Below are 13,015 nucleotides of genomic sequence, written 5' to 3' on the forward strand. Positions count from 1 at the left end.
TCAACCTCAAAAACACACAAGAATTACAAAATTAAAACAATTCGGTGAGGCCTTATTCGCACACCGATTCTTCCTCCTGGGCATAAGGGTCAGGCACCTCAGCTCTTTTCAGGCGCACTTCCCGATCCGCCGAGGCAATGGTTTCTTTTCGGTGTGCAATGATCACCCGGGTGATATCCAGGCGCGACACGGCTTCATTGATATCTGACTCCAAATTGGTGTCCAGATGGCTGGTTGCCTCATCCATAAACAGAATTTTGGGCTGTTTATACAATGCACGGGCCAGGATAATACGCTGCTTCTGACCACCGGACAGGCTCGACCCCATGTCGCCGATCAGACTGTCGTAGTTCATTGGCATCTGACTGATATCGTCATGGATCGCCGCCAGCTCGGCGCAATAAACAACCCGCTCCATATCGATCGGGGTGTCAAAGAAGGCAATGTTGTCAGCCACGGAGCCTGACAATAGCTCATCATCCTGCATTACAGCAGCAATTTGCTGACGGTACTGACGTGCGCCGATCTGCTCCATAGGGGTGCCATCAATCAGGACCTCACCACTTTTTGGCTGATTGAGACCCAGCATGATTTTCAGCAAGGTCGACTTACCACAGCCAGAAGGCCCGGTAATGGCCACAGACTCGCCCGCTTCAATCGTCAGGTTAAGGTCATTAAGTACGTTGGGTGTGGCATCTGAATAAGCAAAGCAAATATTGCGCAGCTCAATCTGACCTTTCACCTGATGCTGCTTAACCTGATCCGGCTGAAGGATCTCTTTGTCGGTCAATGCGATATCGGCGATACGATCAAAGTGCAGCCCCACCATTTTAAATTCAATGAGCTTTTCGATCAGGTTGGCCGTTTTGTCCATAAACTGGCGCTTATACGACATGAAGGCAAACAGCATTCCGGTACTGAACCCTCCGTCCAGCACTAAGTGCGCCGCCAGATACACCACCAGAATATTTTCAATACCAAACAGTGCCCGGTTGATGGCATCATAGCCAATCTGAAAATTACCGAGACGGATGCTCTGATTGATGGCGTTAGCATAGCGGTTTTGCCACTGGCCTTCGCGTTTCACCTCTGAGCCAAACAGTTTAATCGTCTGAATGCCCCGCACGGTTTCCATAAAGTTGGAGTTTTCTTCCGCACGCGCCATGATCTCCTGCTCGCTGATATTGCGAAACGGTCGGTACATTGCAATGCGCACAATGGCATAGGCCACTACCGCTGCTAAGACCACGGCCGATAAAGTGGGACTATAAAAAAAGATCATGGCCAGTGTGATGATGGCCATCAGCCCGTCAATTATGGCTTCGATCACCCCGGTAGTGAGGATTTGCTTCACCTGCTGCAACGAGCCAAAGCGGGATACCACATCACCCATATGACGTTTTTCAAAGTAAGAAATGGGCAGGCGCACCAGGTGATGAAACAAGTTGGCACCGAGCTGAATGTTCATCTGGTTACCAAAGTGCAGTAAGGTAAAGCCCCGCAGCGCATTGGTGGCTATTTCAAACACCAGTACCAGGAAAAAGCCGGTAGCAAGCACCGTGAGCAGATTCGTGTCTCCGGTCAGTACCACGTCGTCGATCACCAGCTGAATATAATAGGGGGCGGCGAGGGTAAACACCTGCAATAAAATAGACAACAGGAAAATCAGCGTCAGCGAGCGTTTCAGCCCGGTAATGCGGCTCCAGAAATCCGAGAACTGCAAGCTGGGTTTCTTTTCTTTCTTTTCAAAGCTCTTGGTTGGGGTCAGCTCAAGCGCGACCCCGGTAAAGTGCTTGGATGCCTCCGCCATCGTGAAGGTTTTCTCGCCCGACGCCGGATCGTGGATCACAATACGTTTTTCATTGGCCTTTTTCAGCACCACAAAGTGATTCATATCCCAATGCAAAATACAGGGCGTTTGCAGGGCATCGAGATCTTCCAATTCAATGCGCAGCGGTCGCGAACTCATTTCCAGCTTCTCAGCAAAGTGCATAATGTCCAGCAGGGTTGCCCCTTCGATGGAAATACTGAACTTTTGCCTCAGCGTAGTGAGATCACTGTGATAACCATGATAAGCCGCCACCATGGCGAGGCTGGCAAGGCCACATTCGGCGGCCTCAGATTGCAAAATAACAGGCAGTGACTTGCTTGACCAGAACTGTAACTGCTGTACCGGTGATTCGTCTTCAACGTGCATAAAAAGCCTTTTTATTCTTGTAGTTACAGCCTACAGCTGTCCTTTAATACTAAACACGGGATCAAATAACCAACGCAATAAAGAGCGTTCTTCAACAATGATGTCGGCATCCAGCATCATCCCGGCGCGTAGCGGCGTCGCTTTACCATAGGCAGAGATCTGCTGCTCCTGCAGTGACACCACCACCCGATAAGCGGGCTGTTGTATCACACCGGGTGTGCTGGTTTCTTCCGGCAGGATCACACTGTTACTGACCTGCTCTATGGTGCCGTTGTAAATACCAAATTTCTCATAGGGGAAGGCGTGGTAGCGCAACTTAGCTTCCTGACCGAGATTGATGAAACCAAAAGAAGAAGTTGGTACATAGATAATCGCCTGCATCTGACTGCCCTGCGGCAAAATACTCAGCAGGTTCTGCCCGGCATTGACGCTTTTGCCGACCTTGCCCAGTAACCCGGTCACCACACCCGCTTTTGGCGCACGCAACTCCCCAAGGCGTTGCTGTTCAACAGAAGACAATTGGATCTGTAGATCTGCCTGCTGGGATTCCAGCTGGCTGAGGCGTTCGTCGTGTTGCAACGGTAGCTTTTCCAGCTCAGTGTCGTACTGCTGAATTTGCGAGGCCAGTGTCAGTCGCTCTGACTGAATGCTGGATGCCTGTTGTTGTAAAGACAATAGGGTATCTTTTTGCCGCTGCAATTCCAGCTCAGAAATATAGCCGGTGCCTTTAAGCGTGCTGATCTGTCCCACCATCTGCTGGTTTAACTGGAGCCGTTTTTCAAACGTGCTGGCCTGATTGTCTAATTCTTTCAGGCGCGCTTGCGACGTGGCTTTTTGCCGCCTAAGCTCCGTTAACTCAAGGATATGTTGGCGTTTTTGCTGGCTGATTTGTTGCTGCAAATTACGCAGCTGAAAGCCATATTGATTGAGTAATGCCTGGTTCAGTTCCAGTGATTGAGTACTGTGCTTGGCGGATGCGACCCGTAATAAGGGCTGATCGGCCTCGACATAGTCTCCTTCAGACACCAATACCTCGGCAATGATCCCGGTTTGTGGCGCGACCAGCTTCAGCACCCCGGTATTAGGTTCTATCACACCAGAGACGCGCTCTTTGCGCGCATAACTGCCACTTGCAAGAAAGATGATACTGATAACAACGACGATCAGGATAAGTAAAGCCAGTGTCTTGAACACGGGTGGTTGAACTAAACTTACAGCTCCTTCTAGCCGGTGTCTTTTACTCTCTAATACTTCTTTTCTAAAGAGATTTTCCATAATTAACTAACACCCGATTGGTTGAGTTTTTATTGTTAAATTTTAATTAACCCTCCGTAATGTATCACTTTGGCCTGCAGAAAGGAACTCACTACGCAGAGTCTCATATAATGCCCGTGTCAGAATCAGAAACGGGAGCATAAGCTCCCGTTTTTACTAACCTTTCTTTACTGGCCTTTGCCAGTTTACAATGTTGCGTTGCTTGCCTCTGGCAACCGCCAGTTCTTCGTCGGCCACTTTTGTGGTGATCACGGAGCCGGCTCCCACAGTGGCAGCCTTACCAATTTCGACCGGTGCAACCAGTGAAGAGTTTGAACCAATGAATGCACCATCCCCAATGATGGTTTTAGACTTATTGACGCCATCATAATTACAGGTAATCGTACCCGCACCGATGTTAACCTTTTCACCAACCAGTGTGTCGCCCAGGTACGTTAAGTGGTTCGCTTTGGAGCCTCTGCCCAGACGCGATTTTTTCATCTCAACAAAATTACCGACGTGCGAATCCGTCTCCATTACAGAGCCAGGACGCAGTCTGGCAAACGGGCCCAGCGTACAGAGATCGCCCACCGTAGCTTCTTCAATCAGAGTATTCGCTTTGATCACCACGCCCCGACCAATTTTGCAGTTCTTCAGGACACAGTTAGGACCAATGACAACATCATCACCCAGTTCAACCTGGCCTTCAAAAATAACATTCACGTCAATCTGGACGTCCTCACCGGTGATCACCTCGCCACGCACATCGATGCGCTGCGGATCAGCCAGGCTGGCGCCATTGAGCATCAGGGTTTCGGCTTGCCATTTTTGATAAGCGCGCTCCAGTCCCGCAAGCTGAACGCGGTTGTTGGCGCCTTCGACTTCCATCGCATCATCCGGTTGCGCCGAGGTAATCTCAACACCATCCTGATGTGCCATGGCAACGATATCGGTCAGGTAATATTCACCCTGGGCGTTATTATTGGACAGCTGACCCAGCCACTTTTTCAATAACCCCCCGTTGGCCGCCATTATACCGGTGTTGATCTCCTGAATGGCCAGTTGCTCTGGTGTGGCATCTTTTTGTTCAACAATCCCTACCAGCTTGCCATTGTCACGCAACATACGGCCATATCCCATTGGATTCTCGAGGTTCACGGTCAGCACAGCCAGTCCTCTGTCTGGTGTCACATCCAGCAAACGTTGTAGTGTGGACAAGCGCGTTAATGGCACATCACCATATAAAATCAGTACAGTGTCATCGTCAGCAATGTGCTCTTTGGCCACCGCAACCGCATGACCTGTACCCAGTTGTTCTGCCTGGTGTACCCAGTTTACCTCGTTGTGCTTTAACGCTTCCTGTAACTGCTGTGCACCATGACCATAAACAAGATTTGTGGTACTGGCACCTAAAGCGATAGCATTATCAATTACATGTTGTACCATCGGCCTGCCTGCGACAGGATGAAGTACTTTGGGTAACTTGGAACGCATGCGAGTGCCTTTGCCCGCGGCTAATATTACTGTTGTCAGTGCCATTGAACAGAATCCTTAATTTTTTATTACCACTAATCCGACCCTGGGTACGGAGTTATGCGATCGAGACTTTTTACTATCGCCAATTGTAACCACCTTTTAGCGCTAATATAAGAACCAAACCGCAATAACAAGAAAATTACCAGTCATTCAAATTTTTGCTGGCTTCTTACCGACTTTGCTCACTTTTTGCTGGCCGCGTGTCATATATCAACCGCGCCAATCACGGCACATTGCACGGTTTTAGCTGATTTTACGCACCATCTGGATACACTGCGCGAGCGGTTTATGTTTCAAACCAACCCCTGAAAGCACCTATAAGCAAGCCACACAGATTGCTGTGTGGCTTGCTTTGCAGTGGATTAGAGCAGACAGCTCACACCTGCAAGGATCTTAGTGCTATTTAAGGCCATGAGGCGGGAACAAAATACAACCGCCTTCATCAATACCACCAGAAACCAGTGAGAGTAGTTCTTTATTTTCAATAATTTTCATTTTATTTTCCTTTGTTAGTTAAAGATCGCACTCAATTTTTGAATAGTCTTTCTTATCAGTATTCGTGCCACCTGCGACACTGCGTGCTTGTTCATTCGATAAATACATATTTCACCTTTGATAGACAGTGTTTAAATGCAAAGACGCGACAGCGTGCCTGAATCGCCTGACTGAGGCGACCTCAGGCCTCGCAGAGGCATCGCTTGCAGTCACAGATTAGGGCTGCAAGTCTTGCTTAATCTCGTCATTCATCAGGAGCGGCGACAAAGTCCCCTGTGCCAGGCTAAATTCATAAATCTCATGCTTATACGGATACTTCACGGCGATCACTTGCTCTTTGGATACGGGGTAGGCATTGGCATAGTTACCATCATTGCTAAGCTGTGTCTTGCTTTTCAACACTCTTGCATCCATAGAGAACTCAAACATCCGGTTTGTCGCATTGCAAAACCACATGAGTGTATTCGACTCGCTGTTATAACTAAGCTCCCAGATGGGCGTTTTAGATTCGTATAGCTTAGTCTGTGTTCTCCCTTCCATATCCGTCATATAAAGCTCATACGAGTCGTACTGACGGCGCGTAAAAAACACCGTGTCGAGCGAAGATTCGTATAGCAAAAACATATCACCAAACGAGTTCAGGTTCGGGGAGGTTAACTGGAACTCTTCGCCGGTTTCGAAATCGTAATTCATCAAAACAGACAACTGCTCTCGGCCACGATAATTGGCCTTGGAGTACACAAAAGCGTTACCGCCAACACCGGCACCACGTTCTATAAAGTCATCACATTCAAATAGAAAGCGACTGCTGCCAGCCAGGTTTCTCTGTGCCTGCCAAACCTCACAGTGGTCCGCCTCGTCCAAACGATAAAACAGCTTGCTCGAATCTGCAGACCAACCCAGAGGATAAAAATTAATCCCCAGTTCGCTGATTTTTTTCTCCAGTCCAGTTTTAAGCTCCTTAATGATCAAGCTTTGGGACTCACTACCTTCTGGCAGAAAGGAAAATGCAACATACTCATTATTTGGTGATACTTTAGCCCGCATAGATCGGCCGGGTATCCAGGATAAAAGCTGCTCATTGTAGTGCATGTCCTACACTGTGACTGCTGACTCAGCTGACTCAAATGACGAAAATGAAAGACCCAGCACACTACCGCCAACCAGTAAGGCGGCCGCCATAACCGCAAAGCCTTTTCTGATTAAGACTGTGTTCAGTGCCCGCGCAGATCTGGGCCAGTCGAGAAATAAACGAGGTTGTCACAAAGGAAGCTGCGGGCAGCATGCAAAGGTTCCGCATGTCAGATATGAGTGTACAGACAGGATAGGCAGGTGCCTTAATACATCACGGCTTATGATGACAATTGCCGGAGCATTTGTCGTAATCAGTGCCTACCGTCGCGAAGCGCGACAAATACTGAAGATGAGTCAAGGTTGTCGATTGTGCTAGCCACACGTCAAAGATAAATTGCAACCCCTCTGAGCTGAGAAAAATCAGGCAGAGCGCCTGGCCGACAGTGGCCATCGGGAAAACAGCTGGCAGTCAACGCTGGTGAAAATCAGCGCCACTCATGTCGTCAGGCTAATTTTTCTTACCCAGCCAGGGCTTCAGTGAGCGTTACTTGCCGTTGCCTGCGCCAAATTTCCCTGCTTCATCAACCAATCAGTGGCACTGATTAAGGTTTTATCACGTTGCGAAAAATAGTACTCGATGTCTCTTGGCACATACACATCAGGCTGAATGCCTATACCCACAAAATCGCGGCCATCTGCAAACATCTCTCTTTTGCTGCAAATAGTCGCTCTCCCACCGCCAGGTAAGTCAATCTCCAATGGTTGACCTGTGCTGCCAAATGTCGGCTCCCCAATCAAGGCAATGTGCCGTGCACTTGATGCATAGACTAAAAAGCTCTCAGCCGCAGAGGAGGTCTCCCTGCTGGTTAAAATAGCCGTCGGCACCACCACTTTATGGCGGTTGTCTATGTCATCTGCCTTTAATGTATCCGGCGCATTTTTTAGCCAGGCATTGCCACGGGAGTAATCCTGGTACTTTTTTGCCCAACTGAACTGATCCGCATATTTGCCCCAGGCTTTATAGGTTGAGTTATGGATCCGCATCTTACTGCTGACACCCAGCAAATCATGAAAAGTCAGGTACTTGAGAATTGACTCGGCAACAAAGGTATTCCCGCCCCGATTTTGTCTTAAATCTATAACCAGCCCATTGGCTGTTTGCAGTTGTGGTAGCAACTTAATGAATTGTTCGGTCACACTGTCCTGAGAGAAATCATTCAGAGCCAGGTAATGGATATTGTCAGCCAGGACCTTATGCGCCACCGAGTGTGTATTGGCCATCACACCGCTGGCTAATTGCCAGGCAACCCCTGATAAATCAGCTTCTCTTGTTATCGACAGGTGGCCAACGCGATTTGCAGGTGTCGTAAAACGCACCTTCACCACAGTCCCTGCTTGCCCCATCAATAATCCATAACCCAGACCCTGATTGCCTTTGATGCCCTCATGCCATCGAATATGCTCTGTTGAACTACTGATAAACGGAAACACATCTTGTTGTAGCTTGTCTTTAACCTCGACGCCATCAACATGCGTAATAATGGACCCTAACGGCAATTGGGAAGCCAGCGTCTCGCTGATCCCCACCACAACAGCTTGTTGCTCAGCCTCGGCCAGCTTAATGGGTGGCAATGCATTGTGTATGTTTCTCAGTTCATGACTCATTTGAACATAACTCATCCCATCATTTAAGGTGGCTAAAAATTGTTTTAGCACTTTGTAATATTGATAGTCTGATTTAGCCGCCAGTACCTTAGGAATAAACGCCTGGTAGGTTGCGTCCCAATCCAAATCTGGCACCTGATCAAAGTAGGCAAAATTGTAACTGGCCTCTTTCCACAGCATGGCCAGACCAAACAAACGCTCTTCTGCGGATATGCGCGACTGGGCCTGAACACCGCTACTGAGTAGCACCATTAAGCATAGGCAAATACGAATAAACACTTTCAACACTCCTTTCGCGTCTTTATTTTACTGCCACCAGAGTACGGGGCGGGGCTTGTTCAGGTGGCACTGAGTCAGAGATCAGTTCAGGCAGATTGATTATTCTGTCTGCCATGTCTATTGTTTCCTGGCGGTGCGCAATCATGATCCGGGTGATCCCAAGCTGCTTGAGCACCTGATTAATTTTTTTCTCCGTTTGCTTATCCAAAGCACTACTGGCTTCATCCAGAAACAGTATTTTTGGCCGCTTATACAAAGCGCGTGCAATTAAGACCCGCTGCACCTGGCCACCGGATAATGTACTGCCCATGTCACCCGCCAGCGAATTAAAGCCCATAGGCATGGCTTTAATATCATCCAGTATCTGCGCCTGCTGACACACCGATTCCATCAGTTCTGGGTCCTGTTCGTTGGCAAAAAAGCAAATGTTATCCGCAATGGAGCCTGACAGTAAGGTGTCTCCCTGCATCACAGCAGCAATCTCACTGCGATAGTTGACTAATCCCATTTTCCGAATATCAATACCATCGAGTAACACTTTGCCTTGTGTGGGCGCAGATAAGCCCATCATGAGTTTGATCAGAGAGGTTTTTCCAAAGCCAGACGGTGCCGTCAGCACAACACATTCACCAGCTTCAATAGTCAGATTTAAATTCTTGAATAAAAAGGGCTCATTTTTGTCATACTGAAAGGCAATCTGGTTTAATTCTAAGCGGCCTTTCACCTCACCCAGCATTGGATAGTCGCTGTCCAGCGCTTCTTCCGGCTCGGACAAAGCGATGTCGGCAATCCGTGACAAATGCAGCCCCATCATGCGCCATTCAAACAGCTTGTCCAGAAACAGTTGCGAGCTGCTGGCAAATTGCTGTCGATAGGCCAGAAAAGCAAATAGCAGGCCCACTGTCATACTGTCTTGCAACACAAACAGCGCCCCAACCCAAATCAACAGAATGTATTCGAAACCATAAACAAAGTCCTTGGCGGTCAGCTGCATGATGTTCAGCCTGCCCACTTTTACATCAGCATTGATCCAGTTGGCCTGGGCATTTTCCAGCTTAGCCTGACGCGACGCTTCACCGTTAAAGACCTTGACTGGCTGCACCGATCGCACCGATTCATAAAACAAGCTATCGCAGGCCGCTTTGAGTTGCAGTGATTCTTTGGTGTTGTTGCGCAAAGGAGCAAATAACACCGTACGGATAAAGGTAAACAGACTCACGCTGACTAAGGTAATCACCGCCAGCCAGGGGCTCAAAAAGAACATGATGGACAAGGTTAACACTGCCATGAGGCCATCTAACATGCCTTCGACAAACCCATCACTGAGCAACCGCTTAATATAATCCAGCGACTGAAAGCGCGACAACACGTCACCCACAAAGCGTTTATCGAACCAGTTCATTGGTAGCCTGAGCAAATGGCGCATCATATTAGCGACAAGCTGGATCCCCATAATTGAACGCATATACAGAATAACCCAGGCTCTGACCCCTTTTGTGGCCACCTGCAATAATAACAGCAGGCTAAACCCAACGCCCAGCATCCACAGAAATTCGAAATCGTTGGTGACAATCACGTTGTCAACCACCAGCTGCACGAAGTAAGGGGCAATCAGTAAAAAACACTGCATCACCAGGGAGAGCAACATGACCTGCCCCAGGCTGCGTTTCAGACCCGTAATTTTTCGCCACAACAAAGAAAAACCCAGTGAGAGTTCGGCTTCAACCGGCTCAAAGCTTTCGGACGGACGCAGCTCAATAGCCACCCCGGTAAATGAGCGCGACACCTGCTCCCAACTACATTTGATAGCGCCACGGGCCGGATCATGGATCCACACGCCGTCTTTCCCAACCGACTTGAGCACCACAAAGTGGCACATGTCCCAGTGTAAGATCATCGGCAATTTACATTGCTTTAATTGCTCTAACTCCAGCCGCACCGGTCTGCCTATCAGCGCCAGTTGATTAGCAATACTAATTAACTGTTTAACTGTGGCACCTTTGAGACTAATCGAGAATTTGCGTCGCAATGAGATCAGATCGAGTTTATGGCCATAATAGCTCCCGATCATACACAAACAAGCTAAACCACACTCTGCCCCCTCGCTTTGCAGCACCACAGGTAATTTTGCTCGCAAACTAAAATTGAGTTTATTAATGAGATCAATCATGGCTGTGCTCCTGACACTTTTTCTGCGAGTGGTTCAAATACCCAGGCCAGAATGGTTCGTGTTTCACCTAAGACATCGGCATCCAGTGTCATCCCGGCTTGCAGGCCCACTTCCTTTCCTTTGGCATACAAAGATTGCTGCTGCAAGGTGACCTGAGCACGATAAACCGGCCCTTCCACCAGATTTGACGCTTCCGCCTGATGCGGTTCAATCAACGTTTGCGAGATGTTGTAGATATGACCTTTAAACAAGCCAAACTCCTGATACGGGAATGCGTGATAGCGTAAATTGATCGCCTGCCCCTCATTGACCAGGCCAATTGCACTCGTTGGGATATAGATTTCGGCAACCAGTTCACTCTCATCTGGCAGTAAGTTCATTAGCACCTGCCCTTGCTGCGCAAAATGGCCATTTTGATAATAAATATTGGCAATCACGCCATCGTGGGGTGCCAGTATTCGATACGCTTCCTGTGCGCCTGCATTGGTAATTTCACGTTTCAATGCATTTATTTTTTGCCGATATTCCAGCACCATAGCGTGCCCGTTCACGCCTATATTCTGGCGCTTTAACGTTTCATCTTCCGCTGTGGCAATTAAATCGTCGTGCTGTTTGACCAGCGCCTTAACCGCAATCCGCTTCTCCAGGTACTGCGCATATTTGCCGTTGTACTCGACCTTAGACACTTGCTGGTTTTTATACAGCGTTTCAATTTCTGATAGCTCTTTCCCTAACAGCTGTTGGTATTCTCGTTCAAGCGCCAATTGCTCCTGTGTATGCGCTGCATCCCTCTTGATTTGCGCGATTTTGCGCTCCGCTTCCTGAAGCTCTAAATCATTCAACCGGACCTGAAACTGCAACTTTTCTTCGACCAGTTTGAGGCTCTCGATCAGGCTTTGAGTCACCTCTTTGGATACTGAGCCGCTGACGCCATTTTGCTCAGTGCGGATCTGATACAATGGCTGCCCCTTTTGCACGCTTTCCCCCTCCTGCACAAAGAGCGTATCAATCACCCCGGATTGTCTGGGTAAAACCTTCGTTACTCCCAATGGGCTTTTGATGATCCCGCGCACCCGGGTGCTTTTGGTAAACTCGGCATAGACCATAAAGCCACACACCAGCAGCAGCACCAAAATAAAAAAGAGGCACAAATAGCGAAAAGACAACGGCCTGATCATGAGCACGTCACCCTGAATGCCAATTCTCGCCTCGATCACTTCCGGCCTGATAATAGAACGCTTCTTTCGAACAACCATGATTACCCTACAACATTAACAACGGGGATCGAATTTCCCCCTGGTTTTACTGAGTCAGGATGGCGACTGACACGCTTAAGCTGGTTAGCCGGACAAGACAGTTCAACGGCATCGAGTGTACTAAATCCACGGGTCCAGCTACGAAATCGCGCCTTATCCAACGTGATACTGCCATCCTCATGTAACTGACCGATGAGATTTTCCGGGGTATCCAGCTTGACGGTACATTTACCAAGCCGACCATCCGGGTAAATCAATAGGTGCCTGGGCATGGCCGCATAACAAATGTTATTCCCACGACGGCCCGAGGTGTCATGCATCACATTCAGTGCCTGTGCCTGTTTATGATTTGCACCGCCAAGGTTCTTGATGGCCTCGACCACCAAATTAAAACGGCTATCTGAACCGAACTCCTGCTCAACCAAAGCGCTGAACTGCTCAAAGTCCTGCGCGTTCAGCTTGTGGTGGTGCAGCCTCAGATCTATGCCAAATTGACCTGGTAGTCGCTTTATCGCTGTCAGATTTTGCCAGATACGCACAAAACTCCCGGCCCCCGTACGGCGCTTTCTGGTGGTGTTATGCGTTTGTTCATCACCATCCAGGGAGATCTGATAGTGCCTGACTCCTGCTGCCAGCAACGACCCAAACAGCCGTGCATTCAAAAGGTAACCATTGGTGCTCATACTGGCGTGATATACCAGTTGCGGGCAGTGTGCCCGGATCCAGTGACCCAGCCGCAATACCGGCTCCGTATGCAGTGTGGGCTCACCACCAAACCAGCATATTTCCAGATGTTTTAACCCCTGCAGATATTCAGTGTGAATAAACGCCTTCAGCGCAGCCTCAATCGCCGGTAACAATTTAGTATCACGGAAAGTCTGATAACAATAAGTACAGCGAAAATTACACTGCTCAGTCAGTAAGATGGTCAGATAAAGATACTTGTTTGAACGATACAGGGCATGCTCACGCACACTGATAGACACAGCCTGATTGGCGAGACTGGCGCGTTTTAAAGCCTGATATGCCGTCTGATGTTCCGATATGTGTGCTTGGCTTGCCCAATGCTGCTCATCGTCTTTCATACCC

At 48.7% G+C, this 13,015-nt stretch carries 8 protein-coding genes; all 8 read right to left on the reverse strand.

Annotated elements, in window-relative coordinates:
* Positions 1-52: 52 nt before the first annotated feature.
* Complete coding sequence (locus tag MHN33_RS14320; RefSeq protein ID WP_239398712.1) at positions 53-2,197, reverse strand: peptidase domain-containing ABC transporter; 2,145 nt, start codon at positions 2,195-2,197, stop codon at positions 53-55.
* A gap of 30 nt (positions 2,198-2,227) precedes the next feature.
* Positions 2,228-3,472 (reverse strand): HlyD family efflux transporter periplasmic adaptor subunit, encoded by a 1,245-nt coding sequence (locus MHN33_RS14325; protein WP_239398713.1) that lies wholly within the window; start codon positions 3,470-3,472, stop codon positions 2,228-2,230.
* Positions 3,473-3,628: 156 nt separating this feature from the next.
* On the reverse strand, positions 3,629-4,990 hold the full coding sequence (gene glmU, locus MHN33_RS14330; RefSeq protein WP_239398714.1) for a bifunctional UDP-N-acetylglucosamine diphosphorylase/glucosamine-1-phosphate N-acetyltransferase GlmU: 1,362 nt from the start codon (positions 4,988-4,990) through the stop codon (positions 3,629-3,631).
* A gap of 708 nt (positions 4,991-5,698) precedes the next feature.
* Positions 5,699-6,574: a hypothetical protein gene (locus tag MHN33_RS14335; protein ID WP_239398715.1), complete on the reverse strand. Its 876-nt coding sequence runs from the start codon at positions 6,572-6,574 to the stop codon at positions 5,699-5,701.
* Between the two features lie 516 nt (positions 6,575-7,090).
* Positions 7,091-8,500 (reverse strand): S41 family peptidase, encoded by a 1,410-nt coding sequence (locus tag MHN33_RS24055; protein WP_239398716.1) that lies wholly within the window; start codon positions 8,498-8,500, stop codon positions 7,091-7,093.
* A 22-nt stretch (positions 8,501-8,522) separates the two neighbouring features.
* A complete protein-coding gene (locus MHN33_RS14345; protein ID WP_239398717.1) occupies positions 8,523-10,670 on the reverse strand; it encodes a peptidase domain-containing ABC transporter in 2,148 nt (715 codons plus the stop codon).
* The gene (locus MHN33_RS14350; RefSeq protein ID WP_239398718.1) at positions 10,667-11,926 is read right to left on the reverse strand and encodes an HlyD family efflux transporter periplasmic adaptor subunit; all 1,260 of its coding nucleotides are present in this window, start codon (positions 11,924-11,926) and stop codon (positions 10,667-10,669) included. Before MHN33_RS14350 ends, MHN33_RS14345 begins: the two co-directional genes overlap by 4 nt.
* A gap of 2 nt (positions 11,927-11,928) precedes the next feature.
* Positions 11,929-13,011, reverse strand: a complete 1,083-nt coding sequence (locus MHN33_RS14355) for a radical SAM protein (protein ID WP_239398720.1) — start codon at positions 13,009-13,011, stop codon at positions 11,929-11,931.
* Between the last annotated feature and the right edge of the window lie 4 nt (positions 13,012-13,015).

This window comes from Pseudoalteromonas sp. OOF1S-7 (assembly GCF_022347765.1).
In the GTDB taxonomy this organism is placed as follows: domain Bacteria; phylum Pseudomonadota; class Gammaproteobacteria; order Enterobacterales; family Alteromonadaceae; genus Pseudoalteromonas.

Bases quoted from the DNA above. Each gene is read 5' to 3' on its own strand.
- glmU (WP_239398714.1), bottom strand. From the start codon at position 4,990: ATGGCACTGACAACAGTAATATTAGCCGCGGGCAAAGGCACTCGCATG.
- MHN33_RS14335 (WP_239398715.1), bottom strand. From the start codon at position 6,574: ATGCACTACAATGAGCAGCTTTTATCCTGGATACCCGGCCGATCTATG.
- MHN33_RS14350 (WP_239398718.1), bottom strand. From the start codon at position 11,926: ATGGTTGTTCGAAAGAAGCGTTCTATTATCAGGCCGGAAGTGATCGAG.
- MHN33_RS14345 (WP_239398717.1), bottom strand. From the start codon at position 10,670: ATGATTGATCTCATTAATAAACTCAATTTTAGTTTGCGAGCAAAATTA.
- MHN33_RS14325 (WP_239398713.1), bottom strand. From the start codon at position 3,472: ATGGAAAATCTCTTTAGAAAAGAAGTATTAGAGAGTAAAAGACACCGG.
- MHN33_RS14320 (WP_239398712.1), bottom strand. From the start codon at position 2,197: ATGCACGTTGAAGACGAATCACCGGTACAGCAGTTACAGTTCTGGTCA.
- MHN33_RS14355 (WP_239398720.1), bottom strand. From the start codon at position 13,011: ATGAAAGACGATGAGCAGCATTGGGCAAGCCAAGCACACATATCGGAA.